This is a genomic window from Chryseobacterium pennipullorum (assembly GCF_003384725.1).
In the GTDB taxonomy this organism is placed as follows: Bacteria; Bacteroidota; Bacteroidia; order Flavobacteriales; family Weeksellaceae; genus Chryseobacterium; species Chryseobacterium pennipullorum.
In genome coordinates this window covers 11,891-35,354 of sequence record NZ_QNVV01000019.1, presented here as the reverse complement: position 1 = coordinate 35,354, position 23,464 = coordinate 11,891, and the positions used below count along the sequence as shown (strand labels likewise).

Below are 23,464 nucleotides of genomic sequence, written 5' to 3'. Positions count from 1 at the left end.
TCATGGAAATAACAGAACACATCATGTATGAAGCGTCTCTTAATAAAGATTCTTCATTTGAAGGAATTTTCTGGACGGCCGTAAAAACCACCGGAATCTTCTGCCGCCCGACCTGTACAGCACGCAAGCCCAAATTTGAAAATGTGGAATTTTTTGCCACTACAAAAGAGGCAATACTAAAAGGATACCGTCCCTGTAAAGTGTGTAAGCCGCTGGAAAATCCTGAAGTTACCCCGGAGCATATCAAAAACCTGTTACAGGAAATCTCCGATGATCCCTCGCTGAAGCTCAAAGATTATGATCTGGTAATAAGAGGCCTGGAGCCTGCAACCGTTCGCCGGTGGTTTTTGAAACATCATGGCATCACGTTTCATGCCTTTCAGAGAATGTCTAAGTTAAATGCTGCATTTAAAAAGCTTCAACTGGGAGAATCCGTTACAGAAGTTGCGTTTGATACGGGATATGAAAGCCTCAGCGGCTTCAATGAAAGCTTTAAGAATATTTTCGGAGTATCCCCCAAAAATAACGGGACAGAGAAGATTATTGATCTCAAAAGAATTGAAACCATGCTGGGAACGATGATTGCCTGTGCCGATGAGAATGGCATCTGCCTTCTTGAATTTTCCGACAGAAAAGCGCTCCCTACAGAGCTTAAAAATATTTCCAGGCGTCTGAATGCCAATATTGTCCAGGGAGAAAATCCTCATTTTAGTACTCTAGACAAAGAACTTTCCGAATATTTTGAAGGGAAAAGAACGGCATTTACTGTTCCACTTTCTATGATAGGAACGCCTTTTCAAAAACAGGTGTGGGAAATCCTGAAAGGAATTCCTTACGGATCCACAAGGAGCTATCAGGAGCAGGCCGATATTCTGGGAAACCCAAAGTCTGTGAGGGCTGTGGCCCATGCCAATGGCTGCAATATCATATCAATTATCATACCCTGTCATCGTGTGATAGGCAGTAATGGCCAGCTAACAGGCTATGGTGGCGGGATCTGGAGAAAGCAAAAATTATTGGAGCTCGAGAAGGCTATTTTATTTTGATTTTTGTAATTTTAAGCAAAAATTTACACGTGAAAAAGTTATTAGCAGCAGTTTGCATATCAGTTTCAGCGGTTACTTTTGCCCAGGATTATTCCGTGCCGGCAGCAAGTCCGCGTCAGAAAGTTGAACAACAGTTTTCAATGTCCAAAATCTCTATCGACTACGGAAGACCCGGCGTAAAAGGACGTAAGATTTTCGGAGAATTGGTTCCTTATGGCCAGATTTGGAGAGCAGGAGCTAACTCGTCTACAAAAATTACCTTCGGCCAGGCCGTTAATTTTGGCGGAAAAACAGTTCCGGCAGGAACGTATGGACTGTTTATCGTTCCTACAGAGAAAGAATGGAAAGTGATTCTGAATAAGGACTTCCAGCAATGGGGTGCTTATACTTATGACCCTAAACAGGATGTAGTAGATGTTACTGTACCTGTCAGCAAACTGGCAGATAAGCAGGAATGGTTTGAGATTACGCTGAACCCTACGGACGAAAATTCCGGAAACCTGGTGATCAAGTGGGATATGGCACAGGCTGAAGTACCCTTGAAGCCTTCAAAACTCGATACGGTTATCAAAATCTCTGATAAACTGAAAGAAATTAAAAGAATAGAATCTGATTCTGCTAAAAAGAGCTAAACTATGAATTTTTCTGTTCAGCCTATTTTAGAGAATGAAGAATTTCAACTGATCCCCTTACAGCAAGGGGATTTTGAATCTTTATACGAAGTGGCTTCCGATCCTAAGGTCTGGGAACAACACCCCAACAAAGACCGTTACAAAAGAGAGGTGTTTGAAAGCTTTTTCAAAGGAGCTATAGAGAGTAAAGGTGCTTTCAAAATTATTGAGAAATCTACCGGAGATGTACTCGGAAGCAGCCGCTATTACAACTTTGACGAAAATGACAACCATATTTTTGTAGGATATACCTTTTATGGAACAAAATCATGGGGAAAGGGAATCAATCCGAAGGTGAAAAAGCTGATGCTGGATTATATATTTCAACATGTAGATAAGGTACATTTCCATATTGGTAAAGAGAATTTCCGTTCTCAGACTGCTTTGGAAAGACTCGGTGGTAAAAAAATTGCCGAAGAGGAAGTCGCCTATTTTGCGGAGCCTTCCAGAACGAATTTTGTTTACGAAATCAGAAAAGAAGATTGGAAATGAAAAAATACAAAATCCAGCAGTCTCCATTGATCGTTCCTACCACAGACGGAAAACTGATTGAAGAACATTGGGGAAATTCTACCGGAAACGCCAATGTTTCTATTGCCCATATGGTGGCGCCTCCGGATTGGAGTGAGCCCCATCAGACTCCGGAGTTTGATGAGTTTACCTATATTATTTCAGGGAAAAAACAGTTTGAGATTGATGGTGAAATCATTACCCTGGAAAAAGGACAGAGCATCCTGATTGAAAAGGGAGCCCGTATCCGGTACAGCAATCCATTCTCAGAAGCCTGTGAATACCTTGCCATCTGCCTGCCTGCCTTTTCTATGGAACTGGTGAACAGGGAAGAGGAAGGGGTGGATTAGGATGATATTAATGTAACAATGTAACAATGTAACAATCTAATAGTGTAACAATGGGGTTGCCCATATTATTGGTACATTGCTAAGCTGGTACATTGTTACATTGAACAGTTTATTTTTCAATTGGTACATTGCTAAGCTGGTACATTGTTACATTGAACAGTTCATTTTTCAATTGGTACATTGCTAAACTGGTACATTGTTACATTGAACAGGTTATTTTTCAATTATTTTGTTTAAGTTCGCGGACTTAAAAAACTTTATATGAAAAACAATCTATCAATCGTATTATTACTGGGGATCTCGTTAACAGCAACTTCTTGTGCATCTATGTTTACGGGTACCAAGGATAAAATCTCATTCAGTACGAGCCCGGAGGGAGCTAAAGTATTTCATAAGGGGATTGAAAAATGCATGACACCATGTACTGCTGAAATTCCAAGATCCTTGAGCAAACAGACTGTAACCTTTCAAAAAGAAGGCTTTACGGATAAAGAAGTAAAGCTTACTAAAACGTTCAATCCTGTCACATTGCTGAATATCCTTTTGGGTGGAGCAATAGGGGTAGGAATTGATGCCGCAACAGGTTCGCTAACAAAGTATTCTCCAAAGAATTATGAAGTTGAACTGGAGGCGAAGCCGTAATAGTATTAATTAGTGTAGCAATGTAGCAATGTAACAATGTAACAGTGTAATAGTATAACAGTGTAACAATGGGGGTTGCCCGTATTATTGGTACATTGCTAAACTGGTACATTGTTACATTAAAATCTATTTCAGAATTTCCTTCAAAAACATCAGGGTATGGTTCCATGCTCTTTTAGCCATCACCTCATTGTAGTCCGGTGATTTCGGATCTGTAAATGTATGTTTCGAGTGGGCGTACGTAATGATCTGCCAGTCTGCATTTCCATCGTTCATTTCTTTGATGAGATTGTCATAATCCTGCTGGGTGACCCCTTTGTCATCTGCCGGATTTTCAACCAGGATTTTAGCGGTTAGCATTTCATTTTTTCTGCTCTGATCTTTGGACAGGCCTCCATGGATAGAAACAACACCAGCAACAGGTAAATGACCTCTTGCTGACTCCAAAGCCCCGGTACCTCCGAAACAATAGCCGATTACGGCAGTTTTATCAGCAATGGCCCCGTTTTTCTTCAGCTGTTCCAATGCCAGCGAAATTCTTTTCTGGTATTCCTGATAGTTCTGTTTGTAATATCCCGAACTTTTAGAAGCTGATTCACTGTCTGCAGGAATTTTTCCTTCACCGTAAATGTCGGCTATAAATGCAATGTATCCTTGTTTTTCAAGCTCAAGAGCAGCCGTTTTAGCTTCTTCGTCAATGCCTTTCCAGGCAGGAAGAATCAATACTCCCGGAAGCTTTTTTCCTGCATTGGAGGTGATTAAGCCATTCAGTTTCTGCGAGCCGTCCTGGTAGGATACGGTCTTAAGTTTCTGACTGAAAAGGGTTCATGAAGCCATAATCATTGTGGTTAATAAGATGGAACGTATCATAAGTAATGGTTTGTGAATTAGTGTGTACTAAAATTAAGAAAATAATTAAACGGTCTCAACGTCAACCCCAATTTTTTTCAACTCCTGCATTAAGTTTGTATCAAGAAATACCTGTATGGTCTTAAAACCTAATGATTTTGCCATCTCAATATTTTTAGGATTGTCATCAATGAAAACGGATTCATCAGCTTTGATGTTATATCTTTCCAACAGCACATGCCAGATTTCAGGGTCTGGCTTGATCAGCTTTTCCGTTCCGGAAACCACAATTTTCCCTTCAAAGATCTGGAAGAAATCATAATTTTCCAATGCATACGGAAAGGTTTCTTCCGACCAGTTGGTCAGGCCGAACAAATGATAATCGGTATTTTTAAGCTTTCTGAGTACGTCTACATTCTGCGGAATATCACTTTTCAGCATGACGGTCCAGTTGTCATAATAAGCCCTGAGCTCTTTTTCCCATTCCGGGAATTTTTTCACCTGGATGTCTGTTCCTTCGGCAAGGCTTCTTCCTCTGTCCTGTTCAATATTCCATTCATCCTGTGCAATATGTTCAAGGAAGTATTCCATTTTTTCATCATCCTTAAAATAATCCTGGAAATAATATCTGGGATTCCAGTCCATCAGAACCCCTCCGAAATCGAATATAATGTTTTTTATTTTCATACTCATTGCTATTATGGTGAAGCCATGATTTTTTAAGGGCCGCTGTGTTAAAAACTTTTCGCCGTTTTGTGCAGAGAAGTGGAATTTTCACCTTCCGTTAAGGCTGGAACACGGGAAATATGTTTTTTTATTTACTTTACCGCTATTCTCATTTTATTTATTATTTCAATCTTTATTCCGGTCTGTAAAACTGATATTGCCCGTTTTCATAATAGGCATTGATATGATGCAGTCCATTGGTAAGAATAATTTCTTTGGCTCCGATAATGGAGTTATATCTTGCCGTTTGTTCAAATGTTTTTTCCGTTAATTTGATCTGAGGCGCTTTGCATTCGATCAGGATGACAGGCTCTGTTTTTACAGTGATAAGAAGGTCTACTCTTTTGGTAAGACCGTTCAAAACGATCTTTTTTTCGGTGATCAGGGCCGATGTCGAATAGGATTTTACCGTGAGATAATAATGTATCCAGTGCTGCCTTACCCATTCCTCAGGAGTGAGCAGAAGATAAGTTTTACGAACCAGATCATAAATAAAAAACTTATCTTTGTCTTTCTTGAATTTAAAATCAAAAGTTTCCTGAAAATTCAGTTTTGGAAGTTCCATTTATAAGATGAAAGAATTAGATTTAATCCTCAAAAATATTAAAAATAAAGAAGTTTTACCTATTTATTTTTTCCACGGAGAAGAAGCTTACTTTATTGATGTTGCGGTAAAAGCCCTTGAACATAACTTTTTGGAAGAAGATGAAAAAGCTTTCAACCAAACGGTTACCTATGGCAAAGATACCTCTTATCAGGAAGTTCTTTCGCTGGCAAGACAGTTTCCAATGATGGGGGATAAGCAGGTGATTATCGTGAAAGAAGCCCAGGATTTACGGTTGAATGAAGAGGAAAACAGAATTCTGGAAGCGTATGTGGAAAATCCGGTACCTTCTACCGTATTGGTTTTCGCCCACAAGCATAAAAAACTGGACAGCCGGAAGAAGGCAGCTAAAGCCCTGGATAAAGCCAAAGCTCTTTTCCTGAGTGAATCTGTAAGGGAAAGTAATCTTCCCAAATGGATTTCGGACGAATGTGTAAAACTTAAAATTAATACCGCTCCCAATATCTCTCATCTTCTGGCAGAATATCTTGGAAATGACCTTTCAAGAATTGCCAATGAACTCAATAAACTGAAAATCATCCTTAAAGATGGGGAAGTTCTGGATGGGACCATTGTTGAAAATCATATCGGAATCAGCAAAGAATATAATGTTTTCGAACTTCAAAAAGCTTTAGGGACCAAAAACGCCAATGCTGCTTTTAAGATCGCTCATTTTATGGGGAAAAATCCAAAGAATAATCCTTTCGTGATGATGCTGGCGAGTCTTTATAACTATTTTTCCAATGTGATTATTTATCAGACAATGGCCGGACAGCCGCCCCAGACCATTGCATCACAGATGGGCGTGAATCCATATTTTATCAAAGATTATGCAGAAAGTGCCAGATTGTATCCACTGAAGCATGCCACGAGAGTGATCTCTATCCTGAGAGAATTTGACCTGAAGGGAAAAGGCCTGGGAGCTGTGAATATGGGAGAAGCAGAACTGATCAAGGAACTGGTCTATAAGATTATTCATGTGGATAAGATCAAGATGAAAGTGTAGGGTTTAAGTCTGTTAATATAATTATTGATGCGAAAAAGTATTGTCCTGTTGCTCCTATCTTTATTTTTACTAAACTGCACGTCAGCGAAAGTCGGGAAAAACATGGTGAGTACCAGTCATTATGAAGTAACTCGTTCTGGCAATCAAAAAGCGGTACTTGTTTTATTTCCCTGTTTTCCGTGTGATATCGAACATACAAAAGCTGAGGCCCGTTTCCTGGACCATATTGAAAAGCAAGGAATCACAACAATACTTTTAGGGTATAATCAGAAACTGTTTTTAAAGGAATCTGAAAAGCAGGAATATGCAGCTTCTTTAAACTCTATATTTGATCAGCATCATATTGATAAGACCAATGTCTTTATCGGAGGATTTTCCGGAGGCGGTAATGTAGCTATGTTGCTTTCTTCCTATTTAATCAAAAATAAAAACGCTGTTCAGCCTAAAGGTCTTCTGGTGGTAGATTCACCCATTGATCTGGAACAGCTGTATCATAATGCGGAGAAAGAGGTGGCTGCCAACGTGGATCCTGAGGCGGTGGAAGAGGGGAAATTTCTTATCCGGCTTTTGGATAAAGAACTGGGAAACGCAGATAAAAATCCTGAAAAATATAGAATAGCTTCACCCTACCTGATGGCCTCCGGCTCAGTGGAACATATCCGGTATTTAAAAAATATCAAGACAAGATTCTATTGTGAACCGGATCTGGATTGGCAGCAGGAAAACAAGGGCAGAAAGTTTGAAGATCTTAATGCTTTTGTTCTTAAAAAAGCCAATGAAACCTTATTTAATCTGGGAAGCCATACGACAGAATATATCGAAACAAAGAACCGTGGCATAAGGGCTAACGGTAAAAGACATCCTCATTCCTGGAATATTGTGGAACAGGAAGGGCTGGTACAGTGGATGTTGGAGTAAGGAGATTAGAGACGAAGAGATCAAATGGAGTTTAGCCCAACTCTCACCACCCCAAAAACCGAATCTCATACCCCTTATTGACAATCCACATATCTCATATTGACAAGTATCATTAAAATAACTTTAAAAAGAAATTAAAAATTCCGAAATTAGCGGTCTTAATTTGATTAAATCTTTTCGAACAAAAGTAAATTATGGAGCAAAACATTTTAGATTGTGTGATCGTAGGATCTGGACCTTCTGGTTTCACAGCTGCTATCTATGCAGCAAGAGCAGACTTAAAACCTGAATTGTATACAGGTTTGGAGCCGGGCGGACAATTAACAACCACTACAGAAGTTGATAACTTTCCAGGGTATCCAGCCGGAATTACAGGTCCTGAAATGATGATGGATCTGCAAAAACAGGCAGAAAGATTTGATACCAAAGTACACTATGAATTGATCACTAAAGCTGAATTCTCTAAAGAAGTTGGTGGTGTTCATAAATTATATGCGGGAAACAAAGAAATCCTTGCAAAAACAGTTATTATTTCTACCGGAGCTACTGCAAAGTATCTGGGTCTTGATGATGAAAAGAAATATGCAGGGGGAGGAGTTTCGGCTTGCGCTACCTGTGACGGATTCTTCTACAGAGGAAAAGATGTAGTGGTAGTAGGAGCAGGGGATACCGCTGCGGAGGAGGCTACTTACCTTGCCAAGCTATGTAAAAAAGTAACGATGCTGGTAAGAAAAGATGTGTTCAGAGCTTCAAAAGCAATGATCCACAGAGTAGAAAATACGCCGAATATTGAAGTGAAATTTCACCATGAATTAATTGGGATTGAGGGAGAAAACAGTCTTGTAGAAAGAGCTGTGATCATCAATAACCAAACCCAGGAAAAATCTACGGTAGATGTTGAAGGAATCTTTATCGCGATCGGTCACAAACCGAATACGGACATTTTTGTCGGTCAGGTTGATCTTGACGAAAACGGATATATCCTAACGGAAAAAGGATCCACAAGAACGAATCTTCCTGGAGTATTTGCTGCAGGTGACGTTCAGGATCACATCTACAGACAGGCGATTACTGCTGCAGGAAGCGGATGTATGGCAGCAATGGATGCAGAAAAATATTTAGCTGAATTACATTAATACCTTTCAGTTGACAAACATAAAGCGTACCCACGGGTGCGCTTTTTTGTTGAAGAGGGGTAATGCACAAAATTTTTCCAACTTAAGATAAAGTATTACCTGGAGGGTATAACAAATAAAAAACGGCTTTCGATAGAAAACCGTTTCATTGTGTGTATTATTCTGTCTAATCCAGAATATAGATTTTTTTATCTTTAAGATTGAATCCCAGTTTTTTACCCAGCCAGTTGATGCTTGTTTTCCCTTCATAAATAAGGCCTTCCACAAAAGACACTTTAGGATTTTCAACGGTCGCAAACGGAGTAGAAACGGAGCCAATATTACCCTTGTAAAATTTGGTTGTCAGAGCGGGATTGAATTCACTTTTTCTCTCATCGATCTTCAGCGTTTCTTTTTTTATGTTCAGGGTATTCATCAGGCGGTCACTGAACCAGAAAGAATCATTACCGGAACCGGAATCCAGAAGAACATTGATTGTGTACTTATTATTCAAAACGACATATGTGGTTATATCCATCGACTGGTCGGCATTGGTAGACAGCTGGATATCCATTACTTTCTTGCTGTTCAGCTTTTCTTTGGGAAAGATAAGCTCTTTGGTCGTATAATCGATGATAAACTCAGTATCATACAACATCGGAAGCGAAATTAAACCGTCGATTCCATTCATTTCCATGTCATAGGTGGCATACCAGGTATCTTTAAATTTTTTACCGTTAAAAAGAATTTCTTTAGATTTGAACAAGGGAACAGTCATGGGTTCACCTGTGGCCCGAAAAGCCGTCAGGTAATTATAGGTTTCCTTTTTTCCAAGGCTTTTGGAAAAGTTTCCCAGGAACAGGTTGATTCCTCCTCCGGTATCCAAAACAAAATTTCCCTTTTTACCGTCTACTTCAGCTCCTACAATCAGGTGGCCTGACGGAAGAACGGTCATAGGCATTGTCTGCGCAAAAGTCAGAGAAGAGAACGCTAAGGAGGCTGTAATAGCCATGCTTTTTATAAAAGACAGATTAAACATTTGAAAAGTGTTATTAGTGTTGATTTTTGTTACATTGGATATAAATCCAGGCAAATATAATCTATTTGGTAATCATAAATCATATATCGCTTTAAACAGGAACCATTTTGATCTTTATTCGAAGAAGTGAAAGGAAAGAAATGTAAGTAAAGCTAATTAAAATCTTTTCAGACAATCCCTGAAAGAAGGCATATAAACACGGCTGTTACAATGATATCATCCGACAGATTTTGAATTTCAGTTGCTGACATATAATTATGACTCATGCTTTATGCACAGCCTTATCCCAATTATACTATTCTGCTAAAAATAATTCCCTTGATTTCTAGTCTATTATTAGGTTTTGTTAAAATTTGTGAGATAAAAGTTTTGCAGAAATTAAAAATCGTTCTATATTTGCACCACTGAAAACGACGGTATAGCCGGAGTTTAGGGAGAGTTGGCAGAGTGGTCGATTGCGGCAGTCTTGAAAACTGTTGACTGTAACAGGTCCGGGGGTTCGAATCCCTCACTCTCCGCAGAGTAGGAAAAGTAAATTTTTCAAAACCGCTCAAAAATCTATTAAAAAGCTGTAATTTAATTAATTACAGCTTTTTTTATGCTTTTTATATGTGCATAATTTTTAAAATTGCTTATAAATATTCTGGCAGAATCGTGGCAGTTTAAATACGATCCAAAAACTGCCATAGAATTGAGTTCAAATGTCTGTAGATGAACTGGTTAAGGTAGTTAACGACTTGACTTTATGGTAATTTAATTCGAATTTTAATAATCCAAAATTTTCGAATTATGTTAGAAAAAAGTTTAGGCGTTTCTTTTTTTTTAAAGACGCCTTGGAAAAAAGGTGATAGTTTCCGATTTGTGTATCTAAGAGTTACAGTTGATGGCGTACCAAAAGAAATCTCGACAAAAAGAAAGTGGGATAGCCAGCGATGGAATCAGAATGTTGAGAGAGCAATAGGTAACAAGGAAGATGCTAGATCTTTAAATCAATATTTAGATTCAATTATCCTAAGAATCAGTAATTTTAGAACAGAATTGATAAATAATGGAAAATCCATTACTACAAAGGCTATTATTGATTTTATTCAGGGAAATACAATAGCTAAGACAACTGTACTGCAAGAATTTCAAAAACATAATGACGATATGTTAGCTTTAGTTGAAGTTGGTGACTATGCTAAGGGAACACATGATCGTTATGTAACGGCAAGATCCCATGTGAAGGATTTTATTTTACATCACTATGAATGTGACGATATTGAATTCCGTGACTTAAACTATAGTTTTATCATCAATTATGAATTTTACCTTAAAACAACAAGAAAGTGTTCTAATAATACAACACTGAAATATATTGCAAATTTTAAAAAAATAGTTTTGCGGGCCATAGCCAAGGAAATTATAACTAAAGATCCTTTTAAACTGTTTAAATCTCAAAAAACAAAACTTGATAAAAAACCTTTAACTAGTAAAGAGTTAAGCAAAATTGAGAATAAAGTTTTTTCAACAGACAGATTAAATACTATTAGAGATGTTTTCGTATTTCAATGTTATACAGGTCTTGCATATATTGATGTAAAACAACTTAGGAAAACTGATATTAAAGATGGAATTGATGGATCGATGTGGATTATTTCTAAACGTCAGAAAACTAAATCTCGAACAGATATCCCGTTGCTTGAAAAAGCAGTCTCACTTATAAATAAGTATAGAAAACACCCTTTTTGTTTAGAAACTAATTTAGTCCTTCCTGTAAAATCAAATCAAAAAATGAACGAATACCTGAAAGAAATTGCTTCGATTTGTGAAATTGAAGGAGATTTGAATACCCATAGAGCACGCAGAACATTTGGTAGCACAGTGACCTTGAAAAATGGTGTTCCAATTCATGTTGTAAAGGAAATGATGGGGCATCACTCAGTTACGCAAACTGAAGATTATGCGATTACAACCCAAGAAATGATCAATAGAGAAATGCAAATTTTAAAAGAAAAACTTAAGACTGAAAAAATATAGGGAGCTAATGCCTAAACGAAAGAGAGCTTAATGGTTAAAGCTCTCTTTTTTATTTGCTGAAATAGAATATCCGAATTCGTCAAGATTGCATTCGTATATAACTTCTCACTTTTGGATGATAGGAAGGGTAGTAGGTGATGTAGCCGATTGCCTGTAGTTCTTTAAAATATTTATGATACGTGGGTAAAGTTAAGATGTGTGATTTCTTCATAAGTATACTTCTGCTGACTCTAATGGTTTTTGTTTCATGCTGATCTATACCTAATTGCATAATCGCCATGAGAAGAACAAGATGCCAGACATTGAGTCTTTTGTCTTCCGAAATTCTTTTCAAAAATATTTTCCAATACTTATCCATTATCATTCTGTTTTAAATAATAGTTCTAAATCATTTCTGTTATAGTAATAAGATCCCAGTATTTTTTTATACCTGATTTTTTCACCGATACGAAGATTTTGCAAGGTTGCAGGTGAGATTGCAAGTAATTTCCGAATTTCCTTACTTCTAAGCCAATCCCATTTATTTTCATTTTTATCTAAGTTCTTACTGTTTTCTACAAATACTTTCTGTAATTCGTCAAACAGTTCCTTCTTAAATTCACTTAAATCATCTTTTGTTAAATATTCCATGTTATTGATATTTTTCAATAAAATTATTTCTTAAAGTTCGTAAATACAGGATATTTCACTTTCAAGGGGTACTTTGGCTGCTTCTGTCTTATTGTTTAGTTGAAAAGTTTACATTTTTCATAATCAACCGGTAAAAAGGCAGCTAAGGTATTGTTGACAGCCATTCCTATTGCCAGCAAAAGACTACGGCATAAACGGTTTCCTCCCTAAAGGTACCCTCCAATTATTCCGTTTCCTTTTGCTCTTGTTCATTGTCAACACTTCATATCTGCTTTCTTTTTTCCGGTTTTCTTTTGAAAAATATTCAGCGAAGCCCTGAGAGGCTTTGGAGATTGGAAAAGAGAAGAAGTGATTTTAATGTATAATCAAAAAAAACAGTTATGAACATTATCGGAAGACTGACAAAAGATGCGGAAGTCCGTACTCTGTCAAACAAAAAACAAGTAGTCAATTTCTCTATTGCTACCAATGACAATTATCGCAACAAACAAGGCGAGCGAATCGAACAGACAACTTTTTTCGACTGCTCTTATTGGATTTCTTCAAAAGTAGCTGAATTACTTAAGAAAGGGACATTAGTGGAGCTTATTGGAAGAGTTTACACAAGAGCATGGATTGGACAAGATGGACAAGCACACGCTGGCCTGAACTTCCATACATCACAAATTAAATTACACAGTAGTCACAAAAGAACTGAAGGTGAGTCTACACCCGTCAACAAGAGAAATGATAAGGAAATCGGTCAACCTAAATCCAACGAAAGTGATAAGGATGATGACCTTCCATTTTAAGTCAATCAAAACAATTTTATAACATTTAATAACAATATCATGGCACATAATTTAAATTTCAACAACCGAACAGGAAAATATTCATTTTTCAGCGTAAAAGAAAAAGTATGGCACAACTTAGGGCAGATTGTAGAAGAACATCCGACAAGTGAAGAAGCCATTAAATTTGCGGGGCTTGATTACGAGGTAGAAAAATCTCCTCTATTTACGAAAGGTACAAGGCTAGTAGAATCTCAAGATGGACTAAAAGTGAGTGATTCCGAATTGGAAGTTCCAAACTATTTTGCCAATATCCGCACTGATAATAATACTGTATTAGGTGTAGTCGGTAAAGATTATCATATTGTACAAAACCGTGAAGCATTTTCTTTCTTCGATTCTATTGTAGGAGGTGGTAATGGTATTCTGTACGAAACTGCGGGAGCATTGGGAAATGGAGAGCGAATTTTTATTACCGCTAAACTTCCTGATTATATCCGCGTAGGAAACGGGGACGACATTACAGAAAAATACATTTTTTTGACGACCTCACATGACGGAAGCGGAAGTATTACCGCTGCATTTACTCCCATTCGTATTGTTTGCCAAAATACTTTGAATGCTTCACTCAAAAATATGAGTAATGTCGTAAGGATAAGACATACATCAGGCGCAAAACAACGTTTGGAAGATGCTCACAAAGTCATGGGGTTAGCAAATAAACTAAGCAATCAATTAGAGGAATCTTTTAATTATTGGGCAAAAATTAAGATTGGTGACGCTGAAATGAAAAAATTAATTCAATTGGCACTTTGCCCCAATAAAGAAACTTTAAACCATCTGCAGAAAGGAAATGCTGAAGAATTGTCTACGGTTTTTAAAAACACGGTGGAGGATGCATTTGCCTATGCAATGATGAGTGATGCCCAACAAATGGAAACCACGAAAGGAACTTTATTCGGTGCTTACAATGCGGTAACAGGTTTCTATCAGAATGTAAAAACTTACAAAGATGACGAAGCCAAATTACAATCCATAGTTATGGGCGGAACAGCTCAAATGAAGTCTCAAAAAGCGTTTGAGCTTTGTGAAAACGTTGCTCATTTTGGAGTAGACATTTTAAAAATGAACTGAAAAATAATTTATTAATTAAAACATACGGTAAATGCAAGTCTCCACCGTATAGGAGCATATCAAATGAAATTCAATATTGTCAATGAAATAAAATTAAGCTATTCAAGAAAAGGTAATTCCGACAAAGTAATCAGTAATTCATATGATGCGGCAGAGGTATTTCGACAACATTTTGATTCTGATGAAATAGATTATAGAGAATCTTTTTTCGCTTTATATTTAAATCAGAGTAGTAAGGTTTTAGGAATAAGAAAGATTTCTGAATCCGGAATTTCTTCAACTATAGTGGATGTTCGGATAATTATGCAAACAGCCCTTCTCTGTAATGCTTCTTCCATAATTGTAGCACATAATCATCCATCTGGAAATTTAAAACCCTCTAATGAAGATTTAAAAATTACAAAGAATATAAAAAATGCGTCCGAATTCTTAAATATTAAATTACTAGATCATTGCATTTTAACATCGACAGATTATCTGTCTTTTGCTGATAACGGATATTTGTAAAATTTCTAACTAATAAAATAAACGACAATATTGAATTGTCGTTTATTTAAAATTTTCGGCGAAAAGACAATTCCTTCCTGTGGTCGGAAACGTCTTTTCGCAAGTCATTAAGAGTAACCCCATTGATAAAAATTTTCTCACTTAAATTTTTTCAAAAAGGTTACGGTTATTTCGAAAGGCTACTTCTTATAGCCTGTAATGGAAAAAAAATAAAAGGCTATTTCTGGTGAAATAGCCTAATACATTATATTTTACATTGAATTCTATCTATACAGTTCCTGCATTTTGAGGACTAAACTGTATGGTCAGCTTTTTTTCATTACCCATATTGTCCGAAATCCAAATATCAAAACTTTGAGTTACGGTTGATTCACAAGTATAATGTAACCTAAATTCCTTTTCAGCCAGAAGATATGAATCATTAGGTAAAAAAGGAGGTTCATTGAATAAGCGTAATGTACCCTTTCCATCAAATTGAAAATACCTGAAGAAATACTCAGTTTCACTATAGTTTCCAATAGGAATAATGCGACATCTGATCTCCACAGTTTCTCCGTTAGCAATGTATTTCGAAACAGGCATTACCTGGACTTCAAAGGGAAAATTTTTCTGTACCTGTAATTCATCTTCTGAACAAGATGAAAAACAAAACTCTACAACAAATAAGGTTGCTAAAACATACATAGTGGCAAAAAAATGTTTTTTGATATTGATTACATTTTTCATAATAATCTTTATTTTATAAGTTAAATCTGATTCCAAGACCAACGCCAGGTCTTATGTTTTCAAGTGAAGTATTCCATACTATTTTTGCTTTATAAAAGCCTGTTAAAACAATCCTATCAGACAGATAGGTTTCAACACTAAGTTTTACACTTCCCCCATACACCCACGATGATTCATTCAAAAGTACGGCTCCGTCATAGAGTAGTGTCTCACTTTTATTAATATTCTCATATCCTCCGGTGGCGGAAAATGTAGAATTGATTAAAAAGCTTTTTGTCAGACCCGCAATCAAATTAAAACTATAACCGACTTCAAGACTGTAGTTTTCGACTGGAACATCAATCGTTTTATACGGAATGGTCTGTCTGCTGTATTCAAATGAATAAATGGAATAGTTCCCTTTTTTTGAATAGATAATAAAATCGGTATTGACGAAATAATTTCCGGATGACTTTTTCAACAGTAATCCTGTATTGATTCCGATACTTTTTTGCTTCGGTAACATTCTTTGTGCTTTGACTGCGTAAAAACATAAAAACACTGTTATTAACGATATTAAACTCTTCATGTTAGTTTAGTTTTAATTGAATATCATTGACCACTTTGGCACTGATCAAATCTGAATTTTCTATCTGAATCTTCTGATGTCGTCCACCATCTTTTTCCATCAATTCAATCTCTACTATCTGATCTTCTAAAAGCGTAAACTGGTCCATGAGATAAAGAAATTCACCGTCGGATTGGTAGTTGACTGTAGAGTTACGAGAATAAGTCCGGATAGGAGATAATACCTTATCCTGAACGACAGTTCTTTTTAGATTCTTTTTGTCGGTAATTTTAAAAGTGACAAAATCAACATCAAAAGAAACATTGCTCTTGTTTTTAATTTGAAAAATAAAATAAAACTTTCCTTCATGTACATACAGAGATTTTAACAGAAACTGAATTCCAAAACTTTTTGAACCAATGTGCTTTACTGTTCTTTTGGGAAGTTCGTACAAGGTTTTTATCAATAATTCAGTCAATGATGAAGATTCTCCCTTAAGTTCTTCAAACAGGACATCTGTAGAGTATTCTTTTTTCTGATTTCGCTGTAATTTCAGAAGGTCATAATTCAGAGTGTCTGGATAAGAACTGTAAAAAACATCAAAATTGTAAAATTTACCATCCTGAGTAATAACCGAAAAGTTTGTTTCTTCCTCGAAATCTCTTACTGAAGATTTTATTCTGAGAACATTCGCTACATCTTCCGCTTTATTGGCAATCAAATTTTCGCTTCCCAAATCCACGTATCGTATGGGGGATGGAAATAATAAATGTGTTGTTTTATTGTACGTAACTTCCATCTTGTAAGGTTCCAGTTTGGCCTGAGAAAGCGATGCGAAACCTGAATTTTCCTGAGCTGCTAATCTGCAGATACCGAAGAGTATCAACAGAACCGAGAAAAATATATTAAGTCGTATTTTCATTAATTTTAATTTAAAGGTTAATTATTTTTTTGAAACTAAAAGCACCTGATGCCTTGCCTTAACAGTAACTTTAGGCTGTCTTACTTTCTTTTGAAAGTATCCTGAAACTCCCTGAACCAAACCTCTGGTGAGATCGGCAGCAACCTGTTGTCCTGCCGATTGGGTCATCATAATATTGGTGCCGGAATTCTGGCTCATGTTGGATGCTATATCCTTAATAGCGGTCTGTTCTGAAGAGTAGGGAATGTAAAGCCCCAACTGCCCATCGTTATCATGAATATTAATCTCAACAGGGGTTATCGTGCCTTTGTAGTCAATGCTTGAAATTGAGAGTAACAGTCTTCCTCCCTGAAACTTTCCTGCTGCTTTTAACACAGTACCTGAAGGAATGGTTGTCTTTCCAAGGAGCAAACCTTGTGTTAGTCGTAAGGGAACCATACTTTCATTTACCAATGTCATGGTTTCATGTATTACTGCATGGATACTGTTGTTATTTTGGGATACAGTATTTTCCTGTTCATTCTGTAACCCCGCAAATCGATTATGACTGATGGATGCTGAAAACGTACTGTCTGAAGGTTCTCGATACAAACTGGATACGACGTTGCGTTTTTGAAGTTGTACTGCCGTTATTTTAACTTTGTTTTCTTCAGGCTTTGCCTCAGAGGTTTTCTTTGGTTCAGGTTCTTCCTGCTGTTTTGGCGCAGGTAGATATTTTGCAGCCATCTGATAAGACTTTTCCATCAATTCTAACTGATCATTAATTCCTACAGTACTTGGAACTGCATCCTTATGTGAAATTTCATTCTTAAGCCTGTTAATTTCCCTTTTTAATTGGGTAACCTCATGGTCGTCTTTGCTGTAAAATGAGCTTAATGTTTGTTGTGCATTACGGTAGCTGTTTAAAGCATTCTGATCTGCGTTCGTATTGTTATAAGATTCTGGAGATAGAGCGGTCAGCTGATTCGAGCCGTTTGATTCACTCCAATAATCTGAGAGGCTTGTCATAGCATTTCTTTTTTCTTCATTTTTCTGCTCCAACAATTCTAGCTCATACGCCTTCTGCTTATCTGCTTGTAATTTGTCATCCGCGGCTTGTGGCACTTCAGCATTTAAACCTACCTCTTGATTAGTTGTTTTATCATCTTTTGGTTTAAAAATCAGATACAAGGATCCCATACAAGCAATGAACATTAAAAAGTAAATGATCGGCTTTTTAAATTTTTCCCACCTTGGCTTACGATCCAAAGGTTCATTTTCTTCTGAGGAATGTATACTTCCTTCAGTGATTCTGATTTGACTTGTCTCTTTCATGGGGATGTTTTATGGGGTGAATAATTAGCTGGGTTTTCAAGCGGCTGATGTTGCATCTTTATCATCTTTGGAATGTTATTGATATGTCCAACTGAAAGAATGGTTCGACTTTTTGAATCTTTTGACCATAGATGAATAACCGTTAAAATCGTCATTATCGCATACCCTGCAAAAAATATCTTGGTCAAAGAGCGTTGTCGTTTGGTAGATAAGGATTTCCATTTCCGTTCTGCTTTTTTAACGAATTCCTCTATTTTTAATCTTATTTTTTTCATATAACTGTTTTTATCGGTTAACAGTTTCAACATCTTTGTTCTCAATGACATTGAATTTTTCAATCGTAAACCCCTGAGGGTTGCTGTCTGACCTGACGGAATTGACCAGTTGACAATTCGTTACAAGATTTCGGATCGTTAAATTACTTGCGCGGATAATGAATTGCTTCCCATACGTCTTTACAGCATAGGGATAGTTGTTAAAATCTGCTACTACACTGTCAATTTCAACGCGCTGTTGAATATTTCCGCTGATGATCCTGTTGTAATACCCTTTCTCAGAGAGATCCTTATAGTAATTGAATGCAGATTGGTCGGCCATATTAAAAGCTCTTTTTACATTGCTCTCAATAGCACTTTTATCAGGAGCTACTGTGAAAAAGAGTTCGTGAAAACGTCTTACATGTTCTCTGGCTTCTACAGGTCTGTTGATAGACATATCCTGGGATAGGGCAACCATCAGTGATTTACCATTGTCAAGGACATATATCTTTTGTCTTTGTTCTTCTGCAAAACTGTACGATTTGTACACAACAATGCCGACAACTCCAAAACAAAGGATGGCAAAAACAAAGGTGAACAATCTGATTTGCTTAAAACTGTTCTCTATATTTCTTAAGGTTTTAAATTCCATTTTTTTGTTTTTTGATTATTTAAGGAGTTGTCCTGATATATTACCTGCCGCTGCGCCAGCAGTAGCACCCGCGACATTTCCTGACTTTTGTGCCATCTGGGTAACATTACGCATAAAGTTTCCGGCTCCGCCCGCCTGAATGATCCAGCCTGTAACGGTAGGCACAGTGAAATAGCCAATGATTCCAATGATCATGTAGATAATGTAGACCGTATTGGAAGTATCTGGAATAAAGTTGGGATCTGCCAGCATTTCAATATCCCTTTCTATAATAAGGGATTGAATCTTTGCCAGGATAGCACTGAACATATCAGCCACCGGTAACCATAAGTACACACTGATGTATCTGGTCAGCCATTGGGTAAGCGTAGACTGAAAACCATCCCAAACCGATATGGCAAATGCAATAGGACCAAGGATCGAAAGCACAATGAGAAAGAAAGTTCTGATTGTATCAATCACTAAAGCCGCTGCCTGAAAGAGTATTTCCAGAAACTCTCTGAAACCGTCTCTGATATCTTTTTTAATGGCAAACATTTCCCGCTCTATGTACATTCCAGACATCGTCACCAAATCAGAAGGTGACCATCCCAGTTCTTCCAATTTTTTGTCAAATTCTTCATCAGAAATGAGATATGCCATTTCAGGATTTCGAAGCATAGCCTCCCTTTCCAGCAGATCTTTTTTCTGCTGGAGTTCATTAAGATCTAATACCTGACCCTCCAGCATGGAGTGGCTGCCCTGAACGACCGGACTTAATACTCCGTTGATGCTGCCCAAGACAATTGTTGAAAAGAACATAATGCAGATTCCGATGGCAAATGGTCTGAGCATAGGAAAGAGATCAATCGGTTCGGCACGGCTTAAAGCCTGCCAAACCTTTACGGCCACATAAAATAATGCTCCCAGTCCTGCAACTCCTTTTGCTACTGCTGCCATGTCAGCACACATCGGCATCATCTCTTCATACACGGAACGAAGCACCTCATGTAAATTAGTAGGTTCCATCTTACCAGTATTTTTGATTAACAGTACCATACAGGTTGAGAACTCTCTGCGCGTTGTTCTGCTTTTTAGCTCTCAGATAACTGACAGAGATATTCTTATTGGTGTAATATCTTACCAGATTGTGATAATCTTTCACCTCTTTATATACTCTGTCAATAATTTCCATTCTTTCCTTATCATTCAATGATAGATTGGTAGAAGTGACAATCTGTTTTAGTTCTTTAAGCAGTTCAGTGCTTTCGTTCAATAGTGTTGAATAACCGTTAGCGATAGCGGTCAACTCCTGAGCATTGAAATTGGGATCATTCAGCATCTTTCCGAAATTATTGACATACATTTCGGAAACATCACCCACCAATAAAACAGTCTGCTGAACTTTACGGGCATCTTTTACTAAATTGTTTACTGCTTTCAGTTTGTCATAATATTCCTTACCCTGCTCATACACCTTTTTAACTTCATTGAAGTTCTTAACTACATTCGAAACAGTCGATGAGGTCTGTACAATTTCATTGGCGGAGTTGAGTATTCCTGAAGCCAGATTAGCCGGATCCGTAACCACAAATTGTGCTTTTGCAAATGATGTTATAGCTAATACAATAACCATAACTGTTGTAATGATTGAATTTTTCATTGTTGTAAAATTTTAATGATTTAAGTTTCTTTTGTATTCGATTTGATTCTCTTAAGAGAAATCCTCTTGATGGCATGCTCTACATTGCCATCAAGTTCAGAGGCCAGCTGCATAACTTCCATTTTCTCCGTTTCTTCTGTGGTATAGGCCAGATATTCTTCTGTGGAAACTTCCGTGGCATATACAGCAGAGTGCGTTCCTCCTAATCCGATCCAGACTTCTTTATACAGTCTTTTCGGATCATTATTCATATTGATGGAAAGAACCTGTGCTTTTTCTTTGTCTGTAAGACCCAGCATAGACTGAATATCATCAAACTTGTTCATGTATTTCCGCTGATCCAAAAGGATCTTACAGTCTGAATTGTTGATGATGCTTTCCTTAACAATAGGAGACTGAATGATGTCATCCACCTCCTGTGTAACAACAATGGCTTCTCCAAAGAATTTTCTTACAGTTTTGAAGAGATATTTGATGTATTCAGCCATTCCTTCTTTAGCAATTGCCTTCCAGGCTTCTTCAATCAGGATCAGTTTTCTGATTCCTTTCAGTCTTCGCATTTTGTTAATGAAAACTTCCATGATGATAATGGTTACAATGGGAAAAAGGATTTTATGATCCTTGATCGCATCAATCTCGAAAACGATAAATCGCTTAGAAAGAAGATCTAATTGCTTTTCTGAATTCAATAAGTAATCATATTCTCCGCCTTTATAATAAGGCTCTAAAACATTCAGAAAGTTGGCAATATCAAAGTCTTTTTCCCTGACTTTTTTTTGCTCTAATACTTTTTGATAATCATTTTTTACATACTCGTAAAAGCCATTAAATGATGGGAACTGCTCATTATTTTTGATTCGATCAATATAGCCGCTGACTGCATTTGATAAAGCAACTTCTTCGGAGCGGGTTGGCGGTTCATCATCTCTTTTCCATAGTGTGAGAATAAGCGTTTTGATGCTTTCCCGTTTTTCTATATCAAAAACTCCATCATCAGTATAGAATGGATTGAAAGCAATCGGATGGTCTTCTGTATAAGTAAAGTAAACTCCATCTTCACCCTTTGTTTTACCTTTGATCAGTTCGCATAACCCCTGATAGGAATTTCCGGTGTCGACTAACAGAACATGGGCTCCCTGCTCATAATACTGCCTCACCATATGGTTGGTGAAAAAAGATTTCCCACTCCCCGAAGGTCCCAAAATAAACTTGTTTCGATTGGTAATGATTCCCTGTTTCATCGGAAGATCTGAAATATCCAGATGGATAGGTTTTCCCGTCAATCGGTCTGCCATCTTTATCCCAAAAGGTGAAGGGGAATCCTGATAATTGGTTTCTTCAGTGAAAAAACATAAGGCAGGTTCTATAAACGTGTAGAAACTTTCTTCACTCGGAAAATCTCCTGCATTCCCGGGAATTCCTGCCCAGTACAATGTGGCAGTATCTGTTGTATTATGCCGTGGCTTACATTCCATCAATGCCAAAGCACTTCCTGTGTCATTTTTTAGCTGTTTAAGCTCAGCAGGATTATCAGACCAACACATGACATTAAAATGGGCGCGAATAGACTGTAGTCCGAAAGAATGCGCTTCATTGAGGTATTTCTCAATCCATTCCTTGTTAATCTGATTGGCTCTGCTGTATCTTGCCAGGGAATGCATATTTCTAGCAGACTTTTCAAATTTGTTTAGGTTTTCATCACTGTTATCAATAAACAGATATTGATTGTAGATGTGATTGCAGCTGAGTAGCAGCCCAACCGGAGATGCAAATGAGAGCAAGCAGTCACTTCTGTCGGTGCTTAACTTTTCGTATCGGCTGTGCGAAGAAACTATACCCGGAAGATCATCCGTATCCGAAAGAGTGTGCATGCTGATACGGTTATTACCAATACGCATTTCTTCTGCTGCTAAGTTGAGGTCTTGAAGAGATGGTTTAATTTCTCTCGACAGAGTCAGATACTGTTCTAACAATCCCGATTGTTTTGCTATTCCCGTAATTTCATCAGCGGTCATTTTTTCAAGGAAAACATATCCACTGTCATTCATAATCCTTTCAAACTGATCAACCGCTTCCATGAACCTGCTGATCACTTCCTTATCCCTGATTTCTTTCGGAATCAAGACTCCTTTGCAAAGCGATGAGAAATTACTCTGCATCCTCATCCTTTCCTTCGTAGTCTTCGTAATAAAGAGGTAGCAATAATGATTCAGGAAGGGTCTTTCGTTAAAGTGCCTTTCAAAAGACTTGGACAGAAAACTTTGATCTTCATTAGATAAATCGGGACGGTAATTTTCCTTGATAAACCAATCCTGTTTGTGAACGATGCTGTAATCAGGTAATGTCTTTATGGCTTTAAACCAAGCCGAATGGATAGCTTCATACTCAGCTGACGCTACCGTAAACAGTTCCGGAAGCTTTACCCTGAAACAAACCGTAACATCAGCATCTTTTGAAATAATGCAGTTCTCTTCTACACCTAGCAGTGGAAATCTGCTTTCCAGCGTTGTCGCTTTGGATTGATTTCTCATGCTGTAGCTTTTTTAGAGTGTACCTTGATATACCTGAAAATGGATTTTCGGCTGATGATGTACCTTGGATGCTTCTTTTTTGCTCCCAATTTCATTAATCCATGTTCTCCATACTTTCTGTTGAGAGAAAAGGTCTTCCAAATGAGAAGACCAGAAATAGTTCCTCCAAGAAGTAAGCAGATATAGGTATTGACACCAGCCATATACATGATCATGATAAATACAAGTATTCCCAATAATCCTCCTGCAAAAATGAACAGGTACTGTGCTTTCAATCCTTTGAACTCAACCGTTCTTCCGATTCCCTTGTTGATATGATAGGTATTCATCATCAATG

General features: G+C 37.4%; 28 protein-coding genes and 1 tRNA gene. 13 read left to right on the top strand and 16 right to left on the bottom strand.

The window, feature by feature from the left end:
- Positions 1-2 precede the first annotated feature (2 nt).
- The 5 genes from DRF67_RS21990 to DRF67_RS17370 all read left to right on the top strand — a co-directional run bounded on the left by DRF67_RS21990 (position 3) and on the right by DRF67_RS17370 (position 3,219).
- Positions 3-1,046, top strand: coding sequence for a bifunctional transcriptional activator/DNA repair enzyme AdaA (locus DRF67_RS21990; protein WP_115929571.1), 1,044 nt, complete (start codon positions 3-5; stop codon positions 1,044-1,046).
- Between the two features lie 29 nt (positions 1,047-1,075).
- Positions 1,076-1,678 (top strand): DUF2911 domain-containing protein, encoded by a 603-nt coding sequence (locus DRF67_RS17385; RefSeq protein ID WP_115929632.1) that lies wholly within the window; start codon positions 1,076-1,078, stop codon positions 1,676-1,678.
- A gap of 3 nt (positions 1,679-1,681) precedes the next feature.
- A complete protein-coding gene (locus tag DRF67_RS17380) occupies positions 1,682-2,209 on the top strand; it encodes a GNAT family N-acetyltransferase (RefSeq protein WP_115929570.1) in 528 nt (175 codons plus the stop codon).
- Complete coding sequence (locus DRF67_RS17375) at positions 2,206-2,577, top strand: cupin domain-containing protein (protein WP_115929569.1); 372 nt, start codon at positions 2,206-2,208, stop codon at positions 2,575-2,577. The genes DRF67_RS17380 and DRF67_RS17375 overlap by 4 nt, the downstream gene beginning before the upstream one ends.
- A 261-nt stretch (positions 2,578-2,838) precedes the next feature.
- On the top strand, positions 2,839-3,219 hold the full coding sequence (locus tag DRF67_RS17370; protein ID WP_115929568.1) for a peptidase associated/transthyretin-like domain-containing protein: 381 nt from the start codon (positions 2,839-2,841) through the stop codon (positions 3,217-3,219).
- A 126-nt stretch (positions 3,220-3,345) separates the two neighbouring features.
- Here DRF67_RS17370 and DRF67_RS17365 read toward each other — a convergent pair whose 3' ends face one another.
- From DRF67_RS17365 to DRF67_RS17355, 3 genes are all read right to left on the bottom strand, one after another.
- Positions 3,346-3,990, bottom strand: coding sequence for a dienelactone hydrolase family protein (locus DRF67_RS17365; RefSeq protein WP_115929567.1), 645 nt, complete (start codon positions 3,988-3,990; stop codon positions 3,346-3,348).
- Positions 3,991-4,134: 144 nt separating this feature from the next.
- Complete coding sequence (locus tag DRF67_RS17360) at positions 4,135-4,755, bottom strand: HAD family hydrolase (protein ID WP_115929566.1); 621 nt, start codon at positions 4,753-4,755, stop codon at positions 4,135-4,137.
- 172 nt (positions 4,756-4,927) lie between these two features.
- Entirely contained in the window at positions 4,928-5,359 is a 432-nt protein-coding gene (locus tag DRF67_RS17355; protein ID WP_115929565.1) for a type I restriction enzyme HsdR N-terminal domain-containing protein, read from the bottom strand.
- A 7-nt stretch (positions 5,360-5,366) separates the two neighbouring features.
- Between DRF67_RS17355 and holA the strand changes: the two genes are divergently transcribed.
- The 3 genes from holA to trxB all read left to right on the top strand — a co-directional run bounded on the left by holA (position 5,367) and on the right by trxB (position 8,458).
- The gene (gene holA / locus DRF67_RS17350) at positions 5,367-6,404 is read left to right on the top strand and encodes a DNA polymerase III subunit delta (RefSeq protein ID WP_115929564.1); all 1,038 of its coding nucleotides are present in this window, start codon (positions 5,367-5,369) and stop codon (positions 6,402-6,404) included.
- A 102-nt stretch (positions 6,405-6,506) separates the two neighbouring features.
- Positions 6,507-7,322, top strand: coding sequence for a hypothetical protein (locus tag DRF67_RS17345; protein WP_115929563.1), 816 nt, complete (start codon positions 6,507-6,509; stop codon positions 7,320-7,322).
- A 194-nt stretch (positions 7,323-7,516) separates the two neighbouring features.
- Complete coding sequence (gene trxB, locus DRF67_RS17340) at positions 7,517-8,458, top strand: thioredoxin-disulfide reductase (RefSeq protein ID WP_115929562.1); 942 nt, start codon at positions 7,517-7,519, stop codon at positions 8,456-8,458.
- A 166-nt stretch (positions 8,459-8,624) separates the two neighbouring features.
- Here the strand turns inward: trxB and DRF67_RS17335 are convergent, their stop codons facing one another.
- A complete protein-coding gene (locus DRF67_RS17335; RefSeq protein WP_123912772.1) occupies positions 8,625-9,449 on the bottom strand; it encodes a pepsin/retropepsin-like aspartic protease family protein in 825 nt (274 codons plus the stop codon).
- A gap of 460 nt (positions 9,450-9,909) precedes the next feature.
- On the opposite strand from DRF67_RS17335, the gene DRF67_RS17330 reads away from it, so the two are divergent.
- Both DRF67_RS17330 and DRF67_RS17325 read left to right on the top strand, forming a co-directional pair.
- Positions 9,910-9,994 (top strand) — tRNA-Ser (locus DRF67_RS17330).
- A 271-nt stretch (positions 9,995-10,265) separates the two neighbouring features.
- Positions 10,266-11,495: a site-specific integrase gene (locus DRF67_RS17325; protein ID WP_165851824.1), complete on the top strand. Its 1,230-nt coding sequence runs from the start codon at positions 10,266-10,268 to the stop codon at positions 11,493-11,495.
- Between the two features lie 79 nt (positions 11,496-11,574).
- Here DRF67_RS17325 and DRF67_RS17320 read toward each other — a convergent pair whose 3' ends face one another.
- Both DRF67_RS17320 and DRF67_RS17315 read right to left on the bottom strand, forming a co-directional pair.
- A complete protein-coding gene (locus DRF67_RS17320) occupies positions 11,575-11,853 on the bottom strand; it encodes a hypothetical protein (protein WP_115929631.1) in 279 nt (92 codons plus the stop codon).
- 2 nt (positions 11,854-11,855) lie between these two features.
- A complete protein-coding gene (locus DRF67_RS17315; protein ID WP_115929560.1) occupies positions 11,856-12,125 on the bottom strand; it encodes a helix-turn-helix domain-containing protein in 270 nt (89 codons plus the stop codon).
- A gap of 380 nt (positions 12,126-12,505) precedes the next feature.
- On the opposite strand from DRF67_RS17315, the gene DRF67_RS17310 reads away from it, so the two are divergent.
- The 3 genes from DRF67_RS17310 to DRF67_RS17300 all read left to right on the top strand — a co-directional run bounded on the left by DRF67_RS17310 (position 12,506) and on the right by DRF67_RS17300 (position 14,536).
- On the top strand, positions 12,506-12,916 hold the full coding sequence (locus tag DRF67_RS17310; protein ID WP_115929559.1) for a single-stranded DNA-binding protein: 411 nt from the start codon (positions 12,506-12,508) through the stop codon (positions 12,914-12,916).
- Positions 12,917-12,955: 39 nt separating this feature from the next.
- Entirely contained in the window at positions 12,956-14,029 is a 1,074-nt protein-coding gene (locus tag DRF67_RS17305) for a DUF932 domain-containing protein (RefSeq protein ID WP_115929558.1), read from the top strand.
- Positions 14,030-14,092: 63 nt separating this feature from the next.
- Positions 14,093-14,536: a JAB domain-containing protein gene (locus DRF67_RS17300; protein ID WP_115929557.1), complete on the top strand. Its 444-nt coding sequence runs from the start codon at positions 14,093-14,095 to the stop codon at positions 14,534-14,536.
- Between the two features lie 267 nt (positions 14,537-14,803).
- Here DRF67_RS17300 and DRF67_RS17295 read toward each other — a convergent pair whose 3' ends face one another.
- From DRF67_RS17295 to DRF67_RS17250, 10 genes are all read right to left on the bottom strand, one after another.
- Positions 14,804-15,262, bottom strand: a complete 459-nt coding sequence (locus DRF67_RS17295) for a DUF3872 domain-containing protein (RefSeq protein ID WP_115929556.1) — start codon at positions 15,260-15,262, stop codon at positions 14,804-14,806.
- 13 nt (positions 15,263-15,275) lie between these two features.
- Positions 15,276-15,767 carry a conjugal transfer protein TraO gene (locus DRF67_RS17290; RefSeq protein WP_165851823.1) on the bottom strand — a complete coding sequence of 164 codons (492 nt, stop codon included), beginning with the start codon at positions 15,765-15,767 and terminating at the stop codon, positions 15,276-15,278.
- Between the two features lie 64 nt (positions 15,768-15,831).
- Positions 15,832-16,731 (bottom strand): conjugative transposon protein TraN, encoded by a 900-nt coding sequence (traN, locus tag DRF67_RS17285; protein WP_115929554.1) that lies wholly within the window; start codon positions 16,729-16,731, stop codon positions 15,832-15,834.
- Positions 16,732-16,752: 21 nt separating this feature from the next.
- Complete coding sequence (gene traM / locus DRF67_RS17280) at positions 16,753-18,045, bottom strand: conjugative transposon protein TraM (protein ID WP_115929553.1); 1,293 nt, start codon at positions 18,043-18,045, stop codon at positions 16,753-16,755.
- Positions 18,042-18,320, bottom strand: a complete 279-nt coding sequence (locus tag DRF67_RS17275; RefSeq protein WP_123912771.1) for a hypothetical protein — start codon at positions 18,318-18,320, stop codon at positions 18,042-18,044. The genes traM and DRF67_RS17275 overlap by 4 nt, the downstream gene beginning before the upstream one ends.
- Before the next feature lie 10 nt (positions 18,321-18,330).
- Entirely contained in the window at positions 18,331-18,954 is a 624-nt protein-coding gene (traK, locus tag DRF67_RS17270) for a conjugative transposon protein TraK (protein ID WP_115929551.1), read from the bottom strand.
- A gap of 15 nt (positions 18,955-18,969) precedes the next feature.
- Complete coding sequence (traJ, locus tag DRF67_RS17265; RefSeq protein ID WP_072960872.1) at positions 18,970-19,962, bottom strand: conjugative transposon protein TraJ; 993 nt, start codon at positions 19,960-19,962, stop codon at positions 18,970-18,972.
- A 1-nt stretch (position 19,963) separates the two neighbouring features.
- Complete coding sequence (locus DRF67_RS17260) at positions 19,964-20,596, bottom strand: DUF4141 domain-containing protein (protein ID WP_115929550.1); 633 nt, start codon at positions 20,594-20,596, stop codon at positions 19,964-19,966.
- A 20-nt stretch (positions 20,597-20,616) separates the two neighbouring features.
- On the bottom strand, positions 20,617-23,127 hold the full coding sequence (locus DRF67_RS17255; RefSeq protein ID WP_115929549.1) for a TraG family conjugative transposon ATPase: 2,511 nt from the start codon (positions 23,125-23,127) through the stop codon (positions 20,617-20,619).
- Positions 23,124-23,456 carry a DUF4133 domain-containing protein gene (locus DRF67_RS17250; RefSeq protein WP_115929548.1) on the bottom strand — a complete coding sequence of 111 codons (333 nt, stop codon included), beginning with the start codon at positions 23,454-23,456 and terminating at the stop codon, positions 23,124-23,126. Before DRF67_RS17250 ends, DRF67_RS17255 begins: the two co-directional genes overlap by 4 nt.
- Positions 23,457-23,464: the final 8 nt, after the last annotated feature.